We start from the raw sequence: 21,428 nt of genomic DNA, 5'->3' as shown, positions 1-21,428 counted from the left end.
ATTATTTTTCACGCCACGAGGAATGACTCATGAAAATTTTTGCCCTATTTTTTGCTCTGATTTTCGTTTCTTGCTCAACGCGAGAAGCGCCTGAGCCGGTGAAAAAGCAAAATATTTCGTCTGCGACAGAAATTTCTAGCGCGGAGTCTTCGTCGAGTTCTGTAAAAGCGCCCATTTCCGCTGCCGCGGATTCGCTTTCTTCGGCTACCGATTCATTGAGTTCGTCTTCGATTTCTTCGAGTTCTGCGCCATCGGAATTTCCACTGACAGTGAAAAATGCTTCGGGCTCAGGAATTTATGCGCCTAAGAAAAAAGTGTATTTGACAATCGATGCGAATAGCGATTTATGCTTCGCCGGTTGGAATGTATCGCCGTCATCGTTTGAAAAAAATTTGAAAATTCTCTCGGCGGATTCGGCGGAATTTTTTATGCCCGCAGACAGCGTTGAAATTTCTGCGACATTTAAATCATGCGTCGAAGGCGGATCCGTCACCGTCGGGAATCTCCGTTGGATGAAACGCAATTTGAATACGTGGACTTTTTCGGGTTCTGCGTGCTACAAAAACAAAAAGAAAAATTGTGAAAAATACGGACGCCTATACGACTTTAACACGGCGAAAAAAGTTTGCCCTAACGGTTGGCGCCTTCCATCGGACGAAGAATGGAGCCTTCTCGAAAAAGAATTGGGCGACGAAAATGGTTACAAATTAAAATCCAAAACGGGCTGGCAAGAAGACGAAGATAATTCGGGAAATGGTTCGGACTCGATTGGATTTGGTGGCGTTCCTTCGGGAATTGTTTACGAAGGCAATTTTATGTATGCGGAATCGCACGCATATTTTTGGACGGCGACGGAAAAAGATGCGAACAGCGCTTACTATCGCAGTCTCGATTACGATTCCCGCGACATTTATCGTTATCACAATTTTAAGTCGGCAGGTTATGCCGTTCGCTGCGTGCAAAATGTCAAATAATTCTGAAAAAAAATTTGCTGCGGTTCTCCCCGCTGGCGGTCTCGGCAAGCGCATGGGCGCTTCGCTTCCGAAGCAACTTTTAAAACTCGGCGAAAAACCGGTTTATCAATATGCGCTTGAAACTTTTGCGCAAATGCCCGAAATTCAAGAAGTTGTTCTCGCAGTTCCCACCGATTGGAAATCGCATTTCGAAGAAGAACTTTCACATTTTCCATTGGCAAAAAAAATTAAGATCGTCGTCGGTGGCAAAGAACGTTGGCAGTCCGTGCGAAACGGAATTGAAGCGCTTTCGCCCGATATTGATTTTGTTTTGGTGCACGATGTGGCGCGGCCATTCCTTTCTAAAGAATTGATTTTACAAGTCATGGAAACGCTGAAAAATCAAGGCGCCTGCTTAGTCGCAAAGCACGCAGTCGATACAGTAAAAATTGCGAAAGACGGAAAAGTGCTCCAGACAATTCCGCGCGAAACCGTTTACTTGGCGCAGACACCGCAAGCCGCATCCGTCAAAATTTTCCGATCCTTATATCAAAAAATCGATGCAAATCCGCTCGACTTTTTGCCGACCGATGAAGCTTCGATTTTGGAACATTTTTCCATTCCTGTTTTTATTGTGAACGGAAATTCTCAAAACGATAAGCTCACCACTCCCGACGATTTCAAAAAGTTTTTGGCAACATTGGAGGCGTAAATGTTACCAGCGCGCCCCGAAGATTCGAACAAAGCGACCTTCGGTCATGTCTTGAATATTGCGGGCTCTGTCAATTTTCGCGGCGCCGCTTATCTTTCGACAGTTTCAGCGTTACGCGTCGGCGCGGGCTATGCAATTCTCGCCGCAATTCCTCCTGTAATCGATGCGGTTTCCGCGCAACTTCCCGAAGCCGTTTATCTTCCACTTCCACAAGAAGGGAGTGCAATTTCTCCAAAAAGTTTTCCGCTTCTCGCTTCGCAAATTAAACCCGGAACCGTTTGCGCTTTGGGATGCGGCATTTCTGCGCTCGGCTGCGATTTAAAAATTTTTAATTCGTTTTTACACGATTTCATTTCTCTTCTCATCGCAAAAAAAATCCCGCTGGTTTTAGATGCAGACGGTTTAAATTGGCTCGCTCAATCCGGTGAAAATTTTCACTTTGACGGAAATTGCGTCATGACGCCGCATCCGATGGAACTCGCCCGCTTGCTCAAAACCGACGTCGAAAGCATTCAAAAAAATCGCGAACATTTTGCGCAAAAAGCTTCGGAAAAATTTCACGCCATCGTTCTTTTGAAAGGGCACCGCACCATCATCGCCGACGGAAAAAATTTGCACATCAACGAAACGGGAAATTCCGCACTCGCCAAAGCGGGAACTGGCGACTGTCTCACCGGAATGATTGCGGGCTTTTTAGCGCAGAAAATGTCCCCATTCGACGCAGCCGTTCTCGGAGCAAAAATTCACGGACTCGCCGGCGAATTTGCCGCAAAAGAATTTTCCGAATATGGCGTACTCGCTTCGGATTTACCAAAATACGCCGCGAAAATTTTGCGCGAATCCGAACTCGGAAATTTCTAATTTATTCTCGTGATTCGACTCTTTCTTTTACTTTTCATTTTTTTCATAGCGTGCAGCGACATCAACAGCGGCTGGAGCGTCTCGGGCGGCGGCTACATGAATCTGCGCATCAACGACACGAAAGCTTATACCGATAGCATTTTGGGCGAATGGAATCACAGCGACGAACTCAAATTGGACATTCATCCCGACGACGGCAATGTCAAATTACGCCCGAACAAACACTTCGTCACCTTCCTCGGAAAAAATGACGACGGCGACCGCCTACAAATCATGGTTTACAAGCCCGAGCTCGGCATGAACCGCCCGCAAACCAACATCAATTACACCTATTTAATCCTCGGAAACAGCAACCCCGCCCGCATCATCGACGCCGATTCTAGCTACGTCAAATTCGATCAACGCGACACGATTTGGAGCGCCGACCTGCGCCTCATCTTCAACCATTGCTACGGCGAAAATTGCGATTCCACCCGCGTCATCATCTCGGGGCGAATGCGTTACTGGGTCGACCCCGACGATCGTTAAAAATTTTCACTTTTCCGTCTCATTCCCCTTGACAGTTCAAAAAAAACTTTCTACTATTGGTTCACCCTAAACGGTCGATTAGCTCAGTTGGTTAGAGCGCTACCTTGACATGGTAGAGGTCACAGATTCGAGTTCTGTATCGACCACGAAAACTCCGCAAACCGCGGAGTTTTTCTTTTTTTGTAATCAATTTTTATAACGATTTTGGGGTCAAATCGCCTGAGTTCTTTACCCTAAAATTTCTCGGACAAGTCAATTGCTCGGGCTATTTTCGTTTTCCTTCGCCAAATTTCCGCATTCAAATTTTAGCGTTTTTCCGATTTCTCGGCGACGTTCCCTATCAAACACTTTTCTGCGAAATTTTGAAAACCCAATATGACCTCTACAATTCCTCATTGAATGCGTCAACGTATGATTATTTCTATTATTCATTTAAAATCCTTTGATTCATTGTAATGCAGTTGGCAGACCGCATATCAAAAGTAATCAAGGGATTTTTTATATCGAGGACGGAACGTCAGAAGGCGATATTTGACCACCGGCCCAGCCGGTGGTTTTGAAGAAATAAAAAAAACAAGGCTTCCCGAATCGGGAAGCCTTGTTTTTTGAAATATCTCAATTACTTTGCTGCAGAAGAATCGACAGCCACCGGAGCAGCAGAATCCACTTTTGCGCTATCTGCAACTTGAACCGCTGCAGCCGCTTCTGCGTTCAACTGCACCGTAGTATCTACCGGAGCAGAAACCGCTGGAGTCGAAATCACCGCAGCCGCTGCCGGAGCCGGCGCCACTGTCGGCTTCGGATCGCCGAAGAAGTGCAAACGAGCGAGCACAAACATCATCACGTAAACGAGGACAAGTCCGATAAGACCCAAAAGGATTCCCGACTTTGCCATTCCGTTCGTATCAACAAAACCCGTCGCATGAGCGAGTGCATTCGGCGGAGTCGAAATCGGCATACTCATCCCGAGAGAGCTTGCGAAAGCCACTGCCACGAGAAGAGCCGTAACGCCACCGAGAGGCGCCAAGTTATCTGCGCAGTTCATTCCGACCACAATCAAAATCGGAACGAGAAGTGCAGCCGTTGCCGAATGGCTCATGAAGTTCGCCATAAAGAGGCAGATAATGCCGCAGCCGACGAGAAGCGGGAATGCAGGCCAAGTATCAAACGGAATCGCTCCGATTAAATGCGCAGCAAGTCCAGTCTTTTGCAGACCAACGCCCAACGCAAAACCGCCTGCGACGAGCCAAAGAACGTCCCAGCTCATGCCGTTCAAATCTTTCTTGTTAATCACGCCCGTCAATGCGAACACAGCAATCGGAATCATCGCAATCGAGTAGTCGTTAATGCCGTGAACATTCTTACCGAGGAGCCAAAGAACAACGCAAAGTCCGAAAGTCGCATAAACGATGAGAGCGCGCGGGCTCTTGTCAAATCCATCAGCGCCTTCGATATTCAAATCCATCCGCTTTGCCGAAATCGGGTAAATCTTCATGATGATGAACCAAGCGATAAGCATCATGATAATCACATACGGAACGCCGAAAGCCATCCATTGTCCGAACGAAACGCTATAACCCGCTTCATTCAAAGCGCCGAGCGCAATCGTATTCGGAGGAGTTCCAATCGGAGTACCCATACCACCGATGTTTGCGCCGACCGGAATTGCGAGAGCAAATGCCGCTTTTCCTTTATCTTTTTCATCAAAGAGTTTGAGCACCGGAGCGAGAATTGCAAGCATCATCGCAGCCGTTGCCGTATTGCTCATAAACATCGAGAAGAGAGCCGTAATCATCATTAAGCCGATGAGAACGAACTTCGGATTGTGACCAAAAGGCTTCAAAAGAACGCGGGCAAGGTTCAAGTCCATTTTGTACTTGGTTGCAGCCGCAGCAAGGAAGAATCCGCCGAGGAACAGCATGATTGTCTGGTCGGACCAGGTATTCATAATGTCCTTGTATTTCATCGGTTCTACGCCTTCGACGCGGAACGGAAGGAATGCGGAATTTGAAAGCGTGAGAATCATCAACACAATGACCAATGTGGATGTTGTCCAAATTGGGAACGGTTGAAGAATCCAATAAAGAGCCGCCATCACAAAGATAGCGATCACGCGAATTTCAATGGGATTGAGGGTGTTCGGGCCGTCAATTCCGAGGGCTTCGTACGGGACGAAGAGAGCAACAATCGCAAGGACTGTTGCGATAATGAATTTGATGAGTTTAGCCTTTGTCATTTTTTTTCCAGAGTTAGGAATAGGGCGGGTCAGCCCTATCAAATGATGCGGCCAAATCTAGTTTTTTTAGCGTGGAATGTAAAGACGCAAAATTTTTCTGCGGTTACGAAACGGGCCCGATTCGATTCAATCGGAGAAGAGGCATTCCCGCTTCGCGGGCTTCGGCCAAAGGAATTGAAAAATCCACTTCCCAATCATTCAAATCTTCGTCATCTTGCAAAACTTGCTGAATTTGCAAATTTTCTCCCGACCACAGCGCAATCGTATGCTTTGCCGAACGGCCTTCTGCATCGAGCCTGAAATTTCCGTGTTCCGCGTGATATTCTTCTAAAATTTCTTCCATCCTTTTTTCGGTCCACGGCACATTTTCTGCATCGGCGAGAATTTCATTTTCGGGAATATCTTCGGCGAGCAAATCCAATGCGCCATCCAAATCGCGATTTCGCAAAAGCGAAAGGAGCGCGAAAATGCGCGAGCGCGAATTTGCCAAAAATTTTTTCTTGTCGAGAGTAACATCTTTCGTTGCATCTTCGGCGTGAAATGCTTTCTCCGGATTTTCTTCTGCCGCCACAAATTCTGGATTTTTCAAACGCTCCCATTCTTCGAGGAGGCTCGAATCCGTTCTGCGAATAACTTCGTCCAAGTAATTTTGAATTTCTAAAATTTCTTCGGTTTTCATCGTATCCGGAACGGTTTGCGAAAGCACTTTGTAAACGTAATTGATGTGCCGCAAAAGCAGCGCTTCCATTCGAGAAAGTCCGTATTTTTTCACGTAGCCGCTGAATGTATCAAAATTTTCAATCATTTCGCGGACAATGGATTTCGGTTCGACATTTAAATTTCCGACCCACGGATGTTCATCGGCAAATTCATTAAACGTCGTATAAATAAAATCGCGGAGCGGTTTCGGATATTCCACTTTATCCAATTCATCTTGAATTTTATTGTATTCTGCATGTTCCGCTTTGAGCGCCGCATAACGCGCGTCGCGCGCTTTCTTTAACTGCACGCGCAAAATCGGTTCGGGATTTTCCACAATCGATTCGATCAAAGAAATGACATCGAGCGCAAAGTCTGGACTTTCGGCATCTAACTTCAGAAGCGTATCCAAGAGATAAAGCGAAAGCGGTTCATTCATCGCAAAATCATTTTGCAAGTCTAAATTCACGCGGACGTGCGCCATTCCCGGCTGCGGATTTTCAATAAATTCCACGATGCGTTTTTCGACGAGAGAACGGAAAAGTTGAAACGCACGATGATTCAATTCTTTTTTGCGTTTGAGTGTTTCGTGCGAATCGCGGATAAGTTTCCGCATCGCTTGGCAGCCGTCCGTTTTCCGAGAAAGCACATTGATGAGCATTCCGTGCGAAACTTCAAATCGCGACGTGAGCGGCTCGGGCGGCGACGCAATTAAACGCTGATACGTACTTTCGTCCCACGGAACATATCCGCGTTCGGGCGGTTTCCGTTTGACAAATTTTTTCCCCGTCTGCGATGCCTTCGCGGCAAGTTTCGCATTTTCGATAACATGCTCCGGCGCTTGCGCGACGACAAAGCCGACATCATCAAAGCCTTTACGGCCTGCGCGTCCTGCGATCTGATGAAAATCGCGGGCAGCGAGAATCGCCGTTTTATCGCCCGAATATTTGCAAAGTTGCGTAAAGAGAACTGTTCGAATCGGCACATTCACGCCGACGCCCAACGTATCCGTTCCGCAAATCACTTTGAGAAGTCCGCGCTGCGAAAGCTTTTCAACGAGGATGCGATACTTCGGTAAAAGCCCCGCATGATGTAAACCGATTCCCGCTTTGAGAAAGCGTTTGAATTCTGGTCCGTATGGACTTGAAAATCGAAAGTGCGAAATTTCTTTGGCGAGTGCTGCTTTTTCTTCTTTGCTGCAAAGGTTTAAGCTCGTAAAATTTTGCGCATTTTCTGCCGCCGAGGCTTGCGTAAAATGAACGACATAAACCGGCGCTTTTCCTTCGTTCACAAGTCCTTGTACCGTCGTCGAAATTTCATTCATTGAATACGAAAATTCTAGCGGAACCGGACGCGTTTTACTCGAAACTGTCACGCTCGGTTTCCCATTCAAATTCGAAAGGACGCTTTCAAAGAAATCCGTTTTTCCCATCGTCGCCGACATCAAAAGGAATCGAGTCTGCGGAAGAGTGAGGAGCGGAACTTGCCAAGCGACGCCGCGTTCTTTGTCCGAGTAATAATGGAATTCGTCCATCACGACATCTTGGATATTTAAATTTTCCCCTTCCCCGAGCGCGCGATTTTCCAAAATTTCTGCGGTGCAACAAAGGATGGGAGCGTCCATATTCACCGTCGCATCGCCCGTCGAAAGTCCCACATTTTCTGGGCCAAATTCTTTGCAAAGCGCCATCCATTTTTCGTTCACCAATGCTTTGATCGGGCAAGTATAAGCCGAACGACGCCCAAGAGAAAGGCTCATAAAATGAAGTGCTTCGGCAACAAGAGATTTTCCACTTCCCGTCGGCGTATTTAAAATCACATTCTTATCGTCAAACAATTCGAGAATTGCATTTTCTTGCGCTTCATACAAATTCACGCCGCGTTCTTCCGTCCACGTTAAAAAACGTCCAAGCAAATCTTCGTTGGACAACTGTTCCCCTTTTTGCGGAAGAAAATACTGTAAATTTTTCATCATACCCTTAAAATAGAAAGTTTTGTTTGGCGAAATGAAAGCCGAAAAAGCATAAAAAAAGGCTGCAACCGATTGCAGCCTTTTCTTCTTTTAGAAACGGCGCGGACGCGGTTCTCTCGGGCGAGCCTCATTGACGCGGAGTGGACGACCGTTCACTTCCTTGCCATTCAGCTGTTCGACTGCGTTTGCTGCAACACCGTCGTCTTCGATTTCAACGAAGCCGAAACCTTTGCTGCGACCTGTATCGCGGTCCATGATGATCTTTGCGCTCTTGATTTCGCCAAATTCAGCGAAGAGGCCGGCGAGGTCGGCGTCGCGGAACGCAAAGGGGAGATTACCAACATAAATGCTTTTCATAATTTATCCAGGCTGTTAAATAAGCCTTTTCAAATAATAGCTCATTTTGGGGAAAAATGTTGAATATTTTTACTCGTTTTTCATTGAAAATCATCTCAAATGCAAAAAATGTGAATTTGGTCAATCCATGCGAAATTTTTTTACATTTTAATGATTTTCATCGTATTAGGCATACCCAAATGAGCTACTCGTTTTTTTAATTCTTCCACAACAGCAACATCCAAATTCGTCCCAATTTTAAGTTTGTTTTTTTCTTGACGTTTCAAATAAGCTTTATACTTTGTAGAAAGAATTTTTGATGCTTCGTTAAATGGAGTCGGACCTTTCACAACTAGATCATTTTTTTCTGCCCATTTGAGTTCCGCATCGGCTTCTTCTTCAGTTTGATTTTCATAATAAGAAGCAATACGTTCTATTTCTTCATCTGTCATTCTTTTTTTCATTATAGCCTCCTTACAGTAAAAGCCGTAACAATGGTATTTGAAGTTTCAGAATAAACGATTTTGCAAATTTTTCCAGAAGCTTCTGCAAAAATCAACGAACAAGATTCATCTTTTTGCGAAATAACCTTTTTTAAAATTTTGCATTTACCACACAAAACATCTACAACATCTTGCTCAGAAATTCCACAGCGAGCCATATGTTCTTTTGCATGATCACTTATCCTCAAACCCATAAGTAGAATATAGATTTTTTCTAAACTCTATCAAGATTCCAATCAATCTTTAACAATTTTCTTTAACAAAAATGAATTAAGTTGTTGAATATTTTTTGGAAACAAATGACAATTATCACATCGATTTTCAGAAGCGAGATGTTCACCGAAACGATTTTCGGGATCGGGACACGGTTCCGTTGAGCCGTCGGGAAGCACCCAAATTTCACGGCCGAGAAAGGGGCAATTTTTTTGTTGCCATTTTTCTTCGGGTTTTAAAAAAGTGCCTTCGATTTTTAGCGGTAAATTTTTCCATTTTTCGCTATCAAAAAATTCTTCGGAAGGAATCGCTTCGCGTTTTTTTAATTCTTCTGCTTGCGAAAGAAAAACAGCCCGATTTAACTTGACCCGATTGCATCCCAATTCTAACGCCCATTCCAATACGCGTTCCACATCATCGCGATTCGTTTTGCAAACCGCCATCTGCAAAGAAATTTTTGAAAGTTCTTCAAATTTTTCGGCAAGTTCATTTCGCACTTGCAAAAATTCTCGGAGATTTTTTTTGTACTGCGAAACATCCATCCCGACGCATAAATTTTTCCAAACTTTTTCGGAAAATCCCCAGCAGCTCACTTTGATATCGCTTGAAATCGGAAGCAATTCTTGCGCCCAAGCTCGCGCACCTTTCATCGGAAAACTTCCATTCGTCGTCACATTTAATTTCAAATGCAATTCGCGAACGAGCGCTTCTAATTTTTCAAAATGCGTATAAAGTAACGGTTCCCCCATTGTACTTGGAATGACTTCGCGGATTCCTTCAACGGCAAATTTTCGCACCGCTTTTTCCGCAATTTCCCAAGGCATTTCGCCTTTTCCGAATTGATGTCTGCGCTGTTTTAAAAAGCATAGCGCACATTGCAAATTGCAACGGTCCGGATTCGTCAAAAGAGTCATTCGCCACAACATGAGTTTTCCTGTTTCTTTTTATTTAGAAAATTTTCGGCCGGCATAAAAAAAGTTCCCGTCACCGGGAACTTTTGATAGAGAGAAAGAGAAATGTTACCAAACACCGAGAATGGTGAGAGTCATCGAAACGCTGCTTCCCGCTTCCTCTGCTTCGTGCGGAAGAATGACATAGAAGCCTTTTCCGGTGGTTTCATCATAAGACGGCGTTTTCACAATGAACGCAGTCGTTTCGAAATCAGTGACCGAATTCGTCGGCGTATCTTTGAAAGCGAAATCGCTCACATGCGCTGGTTTCGGATAGCTTAAATAGTCCGAAGCGCTCTTCGTTTCCGGGACAATTGTCGAAGCATTTGCCACTGCAAATTCAGTCAAATTGCCGTTGGTATAAAGAACCGGCGCTTTATTTTCGCGGGCTAAGTATAAGTCCAAAAGCGGAGCCGTTTCAGCAGAAATTTGTTGTTTGAAGTAAACTGTTTTGGAATCCAAATCGACAGCATTCGATTTCGTAGCACTCGTTGAAAGTTCAACTTCCCATGCGGTGAGAACAGGATCTTCAACGGCAACGCTTGAACTGCTTTCTTCCACAACGCAGCCCTTCGCAAACGGAATCGTATCAATTGCCACAAACGATTGCGTTAAGCTATGACCGTAAACGATTAAGTAAGCCGAAAGATTTCCGCAATCCTTAAACGAAGTCAAATCCAAAGCCGGAGAAAGTTTAATCAAATTCAAATTTGCCGTCGGCGCAGTCAACTGCGTAAAGGTAAAGGACGAAGTAATTTGTCCGCCGGTTTCATTTCCCAATTTAAAGTTAATCGAATCGATTACCGCCGAAGTATCCGCATCCAAATTTGTCGAAACAGAACCCGTGAAAATAATCGAAGTCGCACCGCTTGGCGATGCATTCATGCTGGTAAATTTCACCAAAGAATCACCGTTCGTTTCAGGGAGAACGATTGGCGCTGAGCTGCTGCTCGAAAGATCTTCTGGATCGGCACCCGAAGAAGAATCGCTGCTGCACGCAGCAAGACCGAAAGAGGCAACAAGCCCAAAAGCAGTCATCACTTTTTTAAAATTCATATCAATCCTCTGAAAATGTCTTGTTTGAAAATACACTTTTTTGAATCAAAAAGAACATTCTCTGCTATGTATTTTTTAGCGTCACTTCATCCAAGTCAAAAAGCCTCCTTCAAGGAGGCTTCCTTTTGAAAATTTCAGCGAATTATTCCGCAGCAGCGACCGCGTCTAAAATGGCGTTCACATAAGTTTGATACGGAACATTCGCCTTTTTCGCTTTGAGCTTAATTTTATCCACAGTTGAAGTTTTTAGTCGAAAGGAATACATTTTCTTTTTGTGTTCCATTCTTTCTTTTACAACTGCAATAGCCTTTTCTAAAACACCTTCACCAGAAAACAACAAGCCTTCTGTTTTTGCCTTTTGAAAATCTTCCCATTCTTCTTCTTCGGTTTGATTTTCAAACTTAGCAGCAAGTTCTTCTATGTATTTTTCAGCTAAATTTGTTTCCATTTTTCACCTCTTAAAAAATAAGCCGTAGCCACTGTTTCTGTAGTTACAGAATAAACAATTTTGCAAAGTCTTTCTCTAATTACTGCAAAAAGCTCAACGCAGTCGGAATCTTTGTCGGATGGTCTAGAAAATTTTGCTTTATTTTTGCCAGAAAACACATCTAAGACCTCTTGTTCCGAAATTCCACGTTTCACTAATTGTTCTTTTGCATGATTGCTTATTCTCAAACTCATATTTTAAATATACAACTGCAAATACATCAAGTCAATACAAATTGTTAAGAATTTTATTTTTTGCCATACAAAAAGCCCGCCGAAGGCGGGCTTTTTGCGTTGATTTTCCAATTACTTGATGAGGAGCATCGAATCGTCCCAAGATTCGTGTTTTTCGAATCCGAGAAGATTTGCCGTGGTCGCTGCCAAGTTAGAAAGCCCCCAAGAGCCTTCCTTCAAAGAAAGACGACCGCCGGTGACGTTATCGTACAAGATACACGGAACCGGATTCAATGTATGCGAAGTCTTTGCCTTGATGGAACCATCTTTGTTGGTTTTCGGAAGACCAGTCTTCTTATCGACATCATACATTTCGTCGGCGTTACCATGGTCAGCGGTAATGATTGCCACGCCGCCCATCGCATCGATCACCGGAAGGAGACGAGCAAGTCCCAAGTCCACAGCTTCAACAGCCATCGTTGCAGCGCGGAGGCTACCGGTATGGCCAACCATATCGCCGTTCGGGAAGTTGCAGCGGAGAACATTGTACTTGCCGCTTGCAACAGCATCGATCATCGAGTCGGTAATTTCTGCAGACTTCATCCACGGACGCTGTTCAAACGGAACAACATCCGACGGAATTTCGAGGTAAGTTTCACCATCGAATTTGCTAGAACGGTTACCATTCCAGAAGTAGGTCACGTGACCGTATTTCTGCGTTTCGGAGCAAGCAAACTGTTTGAGGCCCGCTTTGCTGAACCATTCGCCGCTCGTATTTTCAATCGCCGGAGGCGGAACGAGGAAACGCTTCGGAAGCTTCAAGTCGCCATCGTACTGAAGCATGCCCGCATACGTTACCTTCGGGAAACGAACGCGGTCAAATTCTACGAAATGTTCTTCTTCAAATGCGCGGGTAATTTCGATGGAGCGGTCGCCGCGGAAGTTAAAGTAAACAACGGAATCGCCGTCTTGAATTGTTCCAACCGGAGCGCCATCTTTTGCGATGACAAACGGCGGAAGATCTTGGTCAATCGCCTTGGTTTCGGCGCGGAGAGTGTTAATCGCTTCTGTCGTATTGGCAAAATAGCGGCCTTCGCCGAGGACGTGAGTCTTCCAACCGAGTTCCACCATTTTCCAGTTTGCATTGTAGCGGTCCATCGTAATCTTCATACGTCCACCGCCCGAAGCGATGCAAACGTCAAATTCCGGAGAGCGCAATTCGTCGAGGAATTTTTCAAACGGTCCCACATAATCGAGCGCCGAAGTTTCGGGCACGTCACGACCGTCGAGCAAAACGTGAACGCGTACTTTTGCGATGCCTTCTTTCTTTGCTTCAGCGATCATCGCTTTCAAATGTTCGATATTACTGTGCACATTGCCATCGCTAAAGAGGCCGAGGAAATGTAATGTGCTCTTTTTCGCACGGACATTTTCTGTAATTTCTTTCCAAGCGTCGCGCTTAAAAATTTCACCCGTTTGAATGGACTTTGCAACGAGAGCTGCGCCCTGTTCGTAAACTTGGCCAGCACCGATTGCGTTGTGTCCCACTTCGGAGTTTCCCATGTCTGCATCGCTCGGCATACCGACTGCGGTTCCGTGCGCCTTGAGCAAAACATGGCTGTATTTTTTCATCAAAGAATCGAGGTAAGGCTTGCGAGCTTGCGCAACAGCGTTGCCTTCTTCTTTCGGGCTGTAACCGACACCGTCCATCACGATGGTAACGATTGGGCCTTTGATACCTTCAAATGCAGAAAGTTTCTTCAGCATAATTTTCTCCTAATTTGTTTCGAGAAGCAATTTAAAAATTTTACCAGAAAGAAACCAAGAAAAGCGGGAAAAGTTTTGAAAATTTCAGCCTTCTAACTTTTCCTGGAAAGGATGATATCGCGCAACCGAGCGGCTTCTTCAAAATCTAACCGCGCGGCTGCCGCTTTCATCTTCGCTTCCAATTCTTCCACGGATGCATCCATATCGGGATCGTCGGCTTCGGGCGGTAAATTCTGCGTCGGTTTTTTGCCACGCTTCGGCTTCTTTCCTTTATTCATGATGTCGCCGAGCGGATCTGCGACTTCCAAATCATCGTCTAATTTACGGCTCACCGATTTCGGAACAATACCGTGTTCAGCATTAAACTCTTCTTGTAATGCACGGCGGCGATGCGTTTCGGCAAGAGCTTTGTCTAAGCTATCCGTCATCACATCCGCAAAGAGAATTACCGTTCCGTGTACATTGCGACTCGCACGTCCCATCGTTTGAATGAGGCTGCGATAATTGCGCAAGAATCCTTCTTTGTCCGCATCGAGAATGGCGACGAGCGAAACTTCGGGCAAGTCCAAGCCTTCGCGGAGAAGGTTAATTCCCACTAAAACATCAAAGTCGCCTTTGCGCAAACCTTGCAATAATTTATGACGTTCTAATGTTTTAATATCGCTGTGCAAATAACGCGCTTTAATTCCGACCGAGATTAAAAAATCCGTTAAATCTTGCGCCATTTTTTTGGTAAGAGTCGTCACCAAAACGCGTTCATTTTTTGCGGTTACTTCGGAAATGCGTTTTAGCAAAACATCCATTTGACCTTTGACCGGATACATTTCTATCTGCGGATCCAAAAGTCCTGTGGGACGGTTAATTTGTTCGACAATTGCACCGCCCGTTTTTTCTAATTCATATTCTCCCGGTGTCGCGCTGACAAATAAAACTTGCTGCGGATAAGCGACTTCGAATTCTTGAAAATTCATCGGGCGGTTATCGAGCGCACACGGCAACCGAAATCCGTATTGCACCAAATTGGTTTTGCGAGCTTTATCGCCTTCGCTCATGCCACCGATTTGCGGAACGCTCACATGACTTTCATCGATCATCAAAAGCCAATCGTCGCCGAAGTAATCGAGAAGGGTAAACGGTCGCGTTCCCGGCATCCGTTCTTCGACGATTCGAGAATAATTTTCAATGCCCGAGCAAATTCCCGTCGCCCGAATCATTTCCATGTCATAATGCGTTCGGCTTTCGAGACGAGCCCGCGCAAGAACGCGCGCATCCGCTTCGGAAGTGTTTCCGCTTTTTCGAAACGCCGCTTCTTCTTTTGTCAATTCTTCTAAGCGATCGTTCAATTCGAGCTGAATATTTTGCGCAATTTTTTCCCGAGAATCTTCGCGGGTTACAAAATGTTTTGCGGGAGCAATTCGCACATCTTTTAATTCTTCTTTGACTTCTCCCGTGACTAAATCGAATCGACAAATGCGATCAATTTCATCGCCAAAAAGTTCGATGCGAATGCCGACATCATCATAGCTCGGATAAATTTCAATGACGTCACCGCGCACGCGGAACGATCCGCGTTCTAAAGCAAAATCATTTCGCTGATATTGAATGTGCACAAGCTGCATCAATATCACATCGCGTTCCATCGTTTCGCCGACTTTGAGCCGCACCATTAAATCAAAATATTCCCGCGGACTTCCTAAACCGTAAATGCAACTCACCGATGCGACGATAATCGTGTCGCGACGCGTGAGTAAATTCGACGTTGCACGCAAACGCAACTTGTCAATTTCATCGTTAATCGATGCATCTTTTTCAATGTAAGTATCCGTGTGAACGATGTACGCTTCGGGCTGATAATAATCGTAATAACTGACGAAATATTCTACCGCATTATTCGGAAAAAATGTTTTGAATTCTTGATAAAGTTGCGCCGCTAATGTTTTGTTATGCGTTAAAACGAGAGTCGGCTTTCCCACATTTTTGATGACATTCGCCATCGTAAAAGTTTTTCCCGAACCAGTCACGCCGAGCAAACATTGAAAGCGTTCGCCGTGTTCAAAATTTTCGCTCAACGCACGAATTGCTGCCGGCTGATCGCCCGCCGCCGCATAAGCGCTATGCAAATCAAAATTTGCCCGAGTCGGTTCTAAAAATTGGGGTAAAATTCCCGGCTTACTTTGTTCCGGAGAAAGTTTTTTGATAAACGGTTTCTGATACGGATCAGGACGAATCGATTTACGTGCACGTGCCATGCGATAAAATTAGAAATTAGGAGTTTAGGATTCGAAATATCGCAGCGTTTGCGATGAAGTTTTCATCATCAAAAGCGAACAAAAAATTCTTTCTAAAATTTTTTTGTATTTTTATTTCACATGATGCGTTACATAGATTCCCTATGTGACGCTTTTTTTATGGAGTCATCATGTTTGAAAATTTTCCTGTCCGTGAATACTTGGGCAATTTGAATCTTTGGAATGTTTCCAAAATGGCGTTTTTTGCGTCGCGCAATTCTAGCGAAATGGAAAAAGAAAAAATCCGCTGTTGGGGACGGAATCAAGCGAAAAATGGCGTCTGCTTTATCGGGACTTTTCATTCCGATGCCGAGAAAGCATTATTGCATACCGCATTAAAAAACGGCGGCAGTGCCGTTTGGATTTTGGGAAAATCGATTCCGGTAGAACTTTCCCACGTCGAAGGAAAAGCGCTTGACGAAGACCGTCTTCTCATCCTTTCTTGCCATCAGCGTTTGCATTATTCGACAGCCACTTCCCGCTTTGCCAATCACATTTCTGCTCTTCACGCCGACACGGTCGTCTTCGCATCGATTTCTCGTGAGAGTTTGCTTTATCCCTTTTACAGACTGCTGCACGGCAGGCGCACAAGTGAAATTATCCGCGTAAAATAATTAAGCGTTCAATTCAATTGTTTCGTCAGCGGTAAACGGCAAATCTTCTGCGCGCGGAGTTGCGACAAATACTTGACATTTCTTGTCACGGATAACGTCAGCGACAGCCCCGCGGCGATTCTTGTCGAGTTCTGCAAAAATATCGTCCAAGAGCAAAACCGGTTTTACCAGATGCACGCTCGCTAAATCCGACGATGCTAAACGAAGCGCAATCGCTGCACTGCGACATTGTCCCTGCGAACCAGAAGTCCGCATTTCGTGACGATGAAGAGACAAGTACAAATCATCTTTATGCGGTCCCGCCAGGGTCATTCCTTGCATACGTTCTGACAAATCTACATTGTCCAATTTATACGCAAATGAATTTCGCAATTTTTCTTCGGTAAATTCTTTTTCGGGAGAATAATCAAACGCTGAACTGCGATACGAGACGAAAACGTCATCGGATTTTCCTGCGAGCATTTCGTAGTAATTGACAATTAACGGAGAAATTTCTTTGACAAGCGCGATGCGCTCCATCCACAATTTAGCCCCGAGATCCATCAACTGCTGCGTGAGCACCGTGTATAAATCTTCACCGCCGACCGCTCGCCCTAATTTATTTTGGCGAAGCCACTGATTGCGTTCTGCGAGCACACGACGATAACGCCGAAGTAGGTCAGCGTTGCGGACATTTTTAAAGCACAATAATTCGTCCAAATAACGTCTGCGACTTTCGGGTGCGCCGTGCACCATTTCCATGTCAGCGGGCTGCATAATGACCGCTGGCAAATCGCCAAAAAATGCTGCGGGACTTTTACAAACGACGCCGTCTTTTTTAACAGTCATTCCCGAATTTCGATTGAGAGAAAGTGCCCGCGTAAAAACGCGTCCCGATTCTGCGGAATTCGCAAGTTCTCCGCGGAGAATCATCTCGGGCGCATTCCATGTCGTGAGTTCTGCAAGAGAATGCGTCCGAAAAGAAAATCCTTCGCAAAGCAAATGAATTGCTTCTAAAAGCGTTGTCTTCCCCACTCCATTTTTTCCGCAGACAACGGTAATGCCGTCGCCAAATTCCCAACGGCCCTCGGTTAAATTTCGAAAAGACGAAAGGAATAACGAACGAATCATTTTATTTCACTTTTAAAATACCGTGGAGAATGATATTCAACAAATGATCTTTAAATGCATCCATTGAGATGTTATTCTTTTGCGCTAATTTAAAAGAATGCGCATCGATAACCGCTCCGTGACAAGTGGCAAAAATCATATACGTCGTCGCATTGACATCGGCAATTTGGAAATCGCCTTTCTTGATGCCGTACATGAGCACTTGCAAAATAAATGTATAAGTCGGATTCAAAATGCGTTTGAAGTAAAAGTCGGCGAGTTCCGGGAAATTCGAAACTTCGGAAATGATGAGTTTGGGAATGCCCGAAATTTTACTGCCCGAGCCGACAGCTTCCCACCATTTATCCAAAAGAATTTTCACCAAACCTTCGGAAGTGCCTTCATACGATTCCAAAATGGCGTTGCCTTCGTCAAAAATTTGACTGAGAGTTTTCATCACCACTTCTTGTAAAATCGCTTCTTTGTTTTTGAAGTAAACGTATAAAGTTCCCGGAGTGACTCCCGCTTTGCGCGCAATTTGACTGACCTTGGTCGCAGAAAATCCTTGATCCACAAAAAGTTCAATGGCGGCGTCCAAAATTTCTTGAGGACGATCGTCTTTTTTACGCTGCCAGCGCGGAGTTTTCGGCGCAGAAGTTTTTAAATCTTGATATTCCGACATGATAAAATAAATTTAACAAATTAAATCCAACCTCTAAAGCCGAAGCTAAGAGGGTTCCACAATTCCGCTTCGGATTCGTAAACGAGAGCGTAATCGATTTGGAAACGATACAGACTTTTGCCAAATCGTAGTGTAAAATTGTAGCCAAGTCCGAATGTATAATTGCGGTCGTCAAAGCCCAAGCGCACGAGCGCGCCTTCTAACGCTTCCCATTCCATGCCAAAGCGACCTGTCCAAACATGATAATCCGAATCAAAGCGGATAAATGCATCAGCGACTTGATAATCTAACGCTTCCATCCAAACGGAAATCGGACGCGTTAAAAGTTTTGTGTGATAGCCTAAACCGATTTGCAAAATTTTCGGGCGAATGCCTTCGCTCTGTTCTACCGAATTATCGTTTGACGCATTGCGCGTCCACTTGGCGGTTAAATTTTTGCTGAAACTTAAATTGCGAATGACGACTGCGGTGGACCAATGTTCATTCCATTCGCGAAGCCAACCCAAATTGAGAACGACGGGACTTTGATACGAATCCACCAAATCCGCTTCTTCATAATCGCCAGCGATATCCAAATTATCGTAGCTGAACGAAAGCGCAAAACCGATACCGTCTTTTCGCGTTAAACGATAACCGACGCCGAGATAAGTCGTCATAAAATACGGCTGCGCATTTCCCACCGTTTCGTCATCGCTATTGATGACTTTAAAATCCAAGTCGGTGCGGTAAAGAACTGCAGCGCCGATGCCCATGCGATTACCGATTTTTGTTTCGAGGCCAAGGGCTCCGCCTGCGCGATCCAAATCGCGTTTTTCTGCGGCAAGCGAATAACCGACGCTACTGCGGAAGCCGAGAATTGCAGGGTTGAAATAAGCCGCAGGCATTGCTGCGGTATCGGCTGCGCCAACGTTTCCGCGACCGAGTTCTCTGCCGCCTGTTCCCATACGTTCTACGAAACCGTCCATGCCGCCTAAGTTTGCTTTTTTTCCGGCGAAGGAATACGCACAAAGTAACGCGAGGAAAAGAAGAATGCTGCGTTTCATATTATTTTCCTCCGAGGGTAATCGCTTTACCCCAACCGACATGTCCGTGATTATCTTTCACACGGATATAATAAATTCCCATCGTCACGGCACGCCCCGCATCATCGCGGCCATTCCAAAAATCTTCTGTCGCTAATGTGCTGCGCGTTGAACTCGCGGGGCGTTCTGCGCTCTTCACAATCGTCCGCACTTTTCGCATATCGTAACTGAAAACTTCAATTGTAATCTTTGACGGTTTGCTTACTTTATACGAAACGAGAGATTGATTATCGGCACCGATAACCGATGGAATCATTCGAATTGAACCGAGATCATTTTTTACCGCAGTTTGATTCATGATATGCGTCCACGTTTTTCCCGTATCCGCCGAGACCGAAATGCCCGCGCCATTTGTCGTCGCCACAAGTCCTGTGATTTTTTTCGTCAGCGGGAACGCTGCGATTCCCGTAATTTCTACGCTGCGATCGACAACGCCTGCGTTCAATCCATAAAGCCACGGATCATCGTCATCAAAAGGAATGGCTCCGAGACTATCGAGTTTTAAAATGCCGCTCGCGCTGCCTTCCACCGCTTGCACCGAGAGAAATGCTTTGTCCCCGATAAAAGCAACATCACTTGTCGTAAAATCATTTTTGTCGTAAATATTTTTCTGCGCTTTTCCTGCGGTATCGCGGAAGACAACTTCGGCAAATTTTTTCCCCGCATACGAACGCCACAATTTATCTTCGGTGCTCGATTTATTCCGCTTGCTCGTTTCAACGATGATTTGTTCTGGTTCACCGCCAATCCAAACTCCCGTCACGCGCGAAGTATCCAAACCTTTTACACCCGATTTAGTTAATTTATTTGTAAATTCATCCCAAATGAAAAGCCCGCCCGATGTCGCCAAATAAAATTTTCCCTCCGAATTTTTTGCCATTCCAAATACCATCGGATTTTTCGTCGTATCGATTACCGTCGCCGATTTTAAAGAATCTAAACGGCCTTCTTTTTTATTCACAAATAAATGCGAACGCTTGGGCGAATTGATGCCGCCGCTGATATCTTCTTTTGAAATGCCGTAAACGCCACGCGCCATCCAAAGCACGCTCGAAACCGAATCGTAAACAAAAGCCGAAACTCCGTGCGCCATCGTGGAAAGTTCTGGAAATTCTCCTTTCGGAGTCGGCAATTCTTTGAGCGAAACCGTATTCGCTGCCCGCGCGCTCACGTAGCCATAAGGATTCCAAAATCCCGAATCGCTTTCTGCAATTAACGGCACCACAAATCCCAACTTGCCCGCTTTCACAAAAGGCGTCCGCCGATGTTCTGCAGTCACATCGGTAAAAATACCATCTTGCACAGGCGTTAACGAATCCGGAAATAATTCGGTGAAGACAATCGAATGCGAAACGGCACCCGATGTCGGCGTTAAATTCACCAGTGTGACGCCACTTCCCGCGGTGCCGCGACTCACGACCCAAATGCTTCCCGTCGAAGGTCCCGGGCCCGCAGCATACGTAAAATTACTCACAAAGCTTTCGTCTTTTGCAAAAGCTATCGACGAAAAAATCGCGGAGAAAAGAACTGCTTTCAAAAGTCGCATGAAAACTCCTAACGCATGTCGATGACATCGACACCCTTTTCCGGCTTTAAGACAAAGTCATCTTTGTTCACTTTATTTTGCCGTTTCAAATTCGAAATTTCATAAGTGGAAACATTACCTAAACGGTCTTCGGTAATGAGCCGCATTGGCGATGCATCTTTTGCCGAAAGCCACACTTCCATCGCTGAAAATTCTTTGTCATATTTTGACGCATCTAAAACGATGACATTCGCCGTTTGATTATTCCACTTTTCTTGCTTCATCGAAATCGGTTTGCACTGCAAATATTTAAACAGCAATTCCGACGGATGCATATTGCTTTCCATATCTTCTAACAATTTAAGCAGTACTTGTTTTTGCTCTTTATTCCACTGCCAAAAATTTTTTCCGTCCGAATAAATTGCCATTCCCGTCATCCGCAACCGAAACATATCGCCTTGCGTGACGAGCAAATCGCCCGCTTGAAATCCCGATTCCGGAGAGCCCGCATAATCGATGCGCACACGAAAATTGAACGCCCACGCTTTGCCCGAGTCAAACCATTTTTTAGAAAGCGTCATCACCGAGTCTGCGGGAGACGCCCAAACCAAACTCAAAGACACAGCGCAAAACGCAAGAATTTTTCGAAATAATCCCATAATGCGGTTTAATTTACAAAAAAGCCCCTTCGCCGATGGACTC

At 45.2% G+C, this 21,428-nt stretch carries 21 protein-coding genes and 1 tRNA gene; 6 read left to right on the top strand and 16 right to left on the bottom strand.

Going from position 1 to position 21,428, the window contains the following annotated elements; all coding sequences use genetic code 11:
• The first annotated feature begins 29 nt into the window (after positions 1 to 29).
• The 5 genes from B0H50_RS04010 (at position 30) to B0H50_RS03990 (ending at position 3,200) form a co-directional block, all read left to right on the top strand.
• On the top strand, positions 30 to 974 hold the full coding sequence (locus B0H50_RS04010; RefSeq protein ID WP_106198017.1) for an FISUMP domain-containing protein: 945 nt from the start codon (positions 30 to 32) through the stop codon (positions 972 to 974).
• Positions 964 to 1,665, top strand: a complete 702-nt coding sequence (ispD, locus tag B0H50_RS04005) for a 2-C-methyl-D-erythritol 4-phosphate cytidylyltransferase (RefSeq protein WP_109587282.1) — start codon at positions 964 to 966, stop codon at positions 1,663 to 1,665. Before B0H50_RS04010 ends, ispD begins: the two co-directional genes overlap by 11 nt.
• A complete protein-coding gene (locus B0H50_RS04000) occupies positions 1,666 to 2,526 on the top strand; it encodes an NAD(P)H-hydrate dehydratase (RefSeq protein WP_106198019.1) in 861 nt (286 codons plus the stop codon).
• A gap of 9 nt (positions 2,527 to 2,535) precedes the next feature.
• Entirely contained in the window at positions 2,536 to 3,054 is a 519-nt protein-coding gene (locus tag B0H50_RS03995) for a hypothetical protein (RefSeq protein WP_106198020.1), read from the top strand.
• Between the two features lie 72 nt (positions 3,055 to 3,126).
• Positions 3,127 to 3,200 (top strand) — tRNA-Val (locus B0H50_RS03990).
• A 473-nt stretch (positions 3,201 to 3,673) separates the two neighbouring features.
• Here B0H50_RS03990 and B0H50_RS03985 read toward each other — a convergent pair.
• The 11 genes from B0H50_RS03985 to uvrB form a co-directional block, all read right to left on the bottom strand.
• Positions 3,674 to 5,290 carry an SLC13 family permease gene (locus B0H50_RS03985; protein WP_106198021.1) on the bottom strand — a complete coding sequence of 539 codons (1,617 nt, stop codon included), beginning with the start codon at positions 5,288 to 5,290 and terminating at the stop codon, positions 3,674 to 3,676.
• A 103-nt stretch (positions 5,291 to 5,393) separates the two neighbouring features.
• Positions 5,394 to 7,964: a DEAD/DEAH box helicase gene (locus tag B0H50_RS03980; protein WP_109587281.1), complete on the bottom strand. Its 2,571-nt coding sequence runs from the start codon at positions 7,962 to 7,964 to the stop codon at positions 5,394 to 5,396.
• Positions 7,965 to 8,051: 87 nt separating this feature from the next.
• Positions 8,052 to 8,318: an RNA recognition motif domain-containing protein gene (locus B0H50_RS03975; protein ID WP_106198023.1), complete on the bottom strand. Its 267-nt coding sequence runs from the start codon at positions 8,316 to 8,318 to the stop codon at positions 8,052 to 8,054.
• Positions 8,319 to 8,458: 140 nt separating this feature from the next.
• Positions 8,459 to 8,761 carry a hypothetical protein gene (locus tag B0H50_RS03970; RefSeq protein WP_106198024.1) on the bottom strand — a complete coding sequence of 101 codons (303 nt, stop codon included), beginning with the start codon at positions 8,759 to 8,761 and terminating at the stop codon, positions 8,459 to 8,461.
• Positions 8,761 to 8,994: a DUF4258 domain-containing protein gene (locus B0H50_RS03965; protein ID WP_109587279.1), complete on the bottom strand. Its 234-nt coding sequence runs from the start codon at positions 8,992 to 8,994 to the stop codon at positions 8,761 to 8,763. The genes B0H50_RS03970 and B0H50_RS03965 overlap by 1 nt, the downstream gene beginning before the upstream one ends.
• A 42-nt stretch (positions 8,995 to 9,036) precedes the next feature.
• Positions 9,037 to 9,939, bottom strand: a complete 903-nt coding sequence (locus B0H50_RS03960; protein WP_106198026.1) for a radical SAM protein — start codon at positions 9,937 to 9,939, stop codon at positions 9,037 to 9,039.
• A 93-nt stretch (positions 9,940 to 10,032) separates the two neighbouring features.
• A complete protein-coding gene (locus B0H50_RS03955; protein ID WP_106198027.1) occupies positions 10,033 to 11,019 on the bottom strand; it encodes a hypothetical protein in 987 nt (328 codons plus the stop codon).
• A 142-nt stretch (positions 11,020 to 11,161) separates the two neighbouring features.
• Positions 11,162 to 11,467 carry a hypothetical protein gene (locus B0H50_RS03950; RefSeq protein ID WP_106198028.1) on the bottom strand — a complete coding sequence of 102 codons (306 nt, stop codon included), beginning with the start codon at positions 11,465 to 11,467 and terminating at the stop codon, positions 11,162 to 11,164.
• Positions 11,452 to 11,700, bottom strand: a complete 249-nt coding sequence (locus B0H50_RS03945) for a DUF4258 domain-containing protein (protein WP_106198029.1) — start codon at positions 11,698 to 11,700, stop codon at positions 11,452 to 11,454. Before B0H50_RS03945 ends, B0H50_RS03950 begins: the two co-directional genes overlap by 16 nt.
• Before the next feature lie 111 nt (positions 11,701 to 11,811).
• Positions 11,812 to 13,446, bottom strand: a complete 1,635-nt coding sequence (gene gpmI, locus B0H50_RS03940; RefSeq protein ID WP_106198030.1) for a 2,3-bisphosphoglycerate-independent phosphoglycerate mutase — start codon at positions 13,444 to 13,446, stop codon at positions 11,812 to 11,814.
• A gap of 92 nt (positions 13,447 to 13,538) precedes the next feature.
• Entirely contained in the window at positions 13,539 to 15,695 is a 2,157-nt protein-coding gene (gene uvrB, locus B0H50_RS03935) for an excinuclease ABC subunit UvrB (protein WP_109587278.1), read from the bottom strand.
• A gap of 170 nt (positions 15,696 to 15,865) precedes the next feature.
• Here uvrB and B0H50_RS03930 point away from each other — a divergent pair, with 170 nt between their 5' ends.
• Positions 15,866 to 16,348, top strand: coding sequence for a hypothetical protein (locus tag B0H50_RS03930; RefSeq protein ID WP_106198032.1), 483 nt, complete (start codon positions 15,866 to 15,868; stop codon positions 16,346 to 16,348).
• Here the strand turns inward: B0H50_RS03930 and recF are convergent, their stop codons facing one another.
• From recF to B0H50_RS03905, 5 genes are read right to left on the bottom strand one after another with little or no spacing between them, the layout of a single operon-like run.
• Positions 16,349 to 17,458 carry a DNA replication/repair protein RecF gene (recF, locus tag B0H50_RS03925; protein WP_106198033.1) on the bottom strand — a complete coding sequence of 370 codons (1,110 nt, stop codon included), beginning with the start codon at positions 17,456 to 17,458 and terminating at the stop codon, positions 16,349 to 16,351.
• Position 17,459: 1 nt separating this feature from the next.
• Positions 17,460 to 18,119, bottom strand: coding sequence for a TetR/AcrR family transcriptional regulator (locus B0H50_RS03920; RefSeq protein WP_106198034.1), 660 nt, complete (start codon positions 18,117 to 18,119; stop codon positions 17,460 to 17,462).
• A gap of 20 nt (positions 18,120 to 18,139) precedes the next feature.
• Complete coding sequence (locus B0H50_RS03915; protein WP_106198035.1) at positions 18,140 to 19,162, bottom strand: hypothetical protein; 1,023 nt, start codon at positions 19,160 to 19,162, stop codon at positions 18,140 to 18,142.
• A gap of 1 nt (position 19,163) precedes the next feature.
• Entirely contained in the window at positions 19,164 to 20,747 is a 1,584-nt protein-coding gene (locus tag B0H50_RS03910; RefSeq protein ID WP_109587277.1) for a hypothetical protein, read from the bottom strand.
• Positions 20,748 to 20,755: 8 nt separating this feature from the next.
• The gene (locus B0H50_RS03905) at positions 20,756 to 21,349 is read right to left on the bottom strand and encodes a LolA family protein (protein WP_158275876.1); all 594 of its coding nucleotides are present in this window, start codon (positions 21,347 to 21,349) and stop codon (positions 20,756 to 20,758) included.
• Between the last annotated feature and the right edge of the window lie 79 nt (positions 21,350 to 21,428).

Source organism: Hallerella porci (assembly GCF_003148885.1).
In the GTDB taxonomy this organism is placed as follows: Bacteria; Fibrobacterota; Fibrobacteria; order Fibrobacterales; family Fibrobacteraceae; genus Hallerella; species Hallerella porci.
This window is presented reverse-complemented; position numbering and strand designations above follow the sequence as displayed.

Coding starts and splice junctions, on each gene's coding strand:
- B0H50_RS04010 (WP_106198017.1), top strand. CDS start 30: ATGAAAATTTTTGCCCTATTTTTTGCTCTGATTTTCGTTTCTTGCTCA.
- ispD (WP_109587282.1), top strand. CDS start 964: ATGTCAAATAATTCTGAAAAAAAATTTGCTGCGGTTCTCCCCGCTGGC.
- B0H50_RS04000 (WP_106198019.1), top strand. CDS start 1,666: ATGTTACCAGCGCGCCCCGAAGATTCGAACAAAGCGACCTTCGGTCAT.
- B0H50_RS03985 (WP_106198021.1), bottom strand. CDS start 5,290: ATGACAAAGGCTAAACTCATCAAATTCATTATCGCAACAGTCCTTGCG.
- B0H50_RS03980 (WP_109587281.1), bottom strand. CDS start 7,964: ATGATGAAAAATTTACAGTATTTTCTTCCGCAAAAAGGGGAACAGTTG.
- B0H50_RS03975 (WP_106198023.1), bottom strand. CDS start 8,318: ATGAAAAGCATTTATGTTGGTAATCTCCCCTTTGCGTTCCGCGACGCC.
- B0H50_RS03970 (WP_106198024.1), bottom strand. CDS start 8,761: ATGAAAAAAAGAATGACAGATGAAGAAATAGAACGTATTGCTTCTTAT.
- B0H50_RS03965 (WP_109587279.1), bottom strand. CDS start 8,994: ATGGGTTTGAGGATAAGTGATCATGCAAAAGAACATATGGCTCGCTGT.
- B0H50_RS03960 (WP_106198026.1), bottom strand. CDS start 9,939: ATGTTGTGGCGAATGACTCTTTTGACGAATCCGGACCGTTGCAATTTG.
- B0H50_RS03955 (WP_106198027.1), bottom strand. CDS start 11,019: ATGAATTTTAAAAAAGTGATGACTGCTTTTGGGCTTGTTGCCTCTTTC.
- B0H50_RS03950 (WP_106198028.1), bottom strand. CDS start 11,467: ATGGAAACAAATTTAGCTGAAAAATACATAGAAGAACTTGCTGCTAAG.
- B0H50_RS03945 (WP_106198029.1), bottom strand. CDS start 11,700: ATGAGTTTGAGAATAAGCAATCATGCAAAAGAACAATTAGTGAAACGT.
- gpmI (WP_106198030.1), bottom strand. CDS start 13,446: ATGCTGAAGAAACTTTCTGCATTTGAAGGTATCAAAGGCCCAATCGTT.
- uvrB (WP_109587278.1), bottom strand. CDS start 15,695: ATGGCACGTGCACGTAAATCGATTCGTCCTGATCCGTATCAGAAACCG.
- B0H50_RS03930 (WP_106198032.1), top strand. CDS start 15,866: ATGTTTGAAAATTTTCCTGTCCGTGAATACTTGGGCAATTTGAATCTT.
- recF (WP_106198033.1), bottom strand. CDS start 17,458: ATGATTCGTTCGTTATTCCTTTCGTCTTTTCGAAATTTAACCGAGGGC.
- B0H50_RS03920 (WP_106198034.1), bottom strand. CDS start 18,119: ATGTCGGAATATCAAGATTTAAAAACTTCTGCGCCGAAAACTCCGCGC.
- B0H50_RS03915 (WP_106198035.1), bottom strand. CDS start 19,162: ATGAAACGCAGCATTCTTCTTTTCCTCGCGTTACTTTGTGCGTATTCC.
- B0H50_RS03910 (WP_109587277.1), bottom strand. CDS start 20,747: ATGCGACTTTTGAAAGCAGTTCTTTTCTCCGCGATTTTTTCGTCGATA.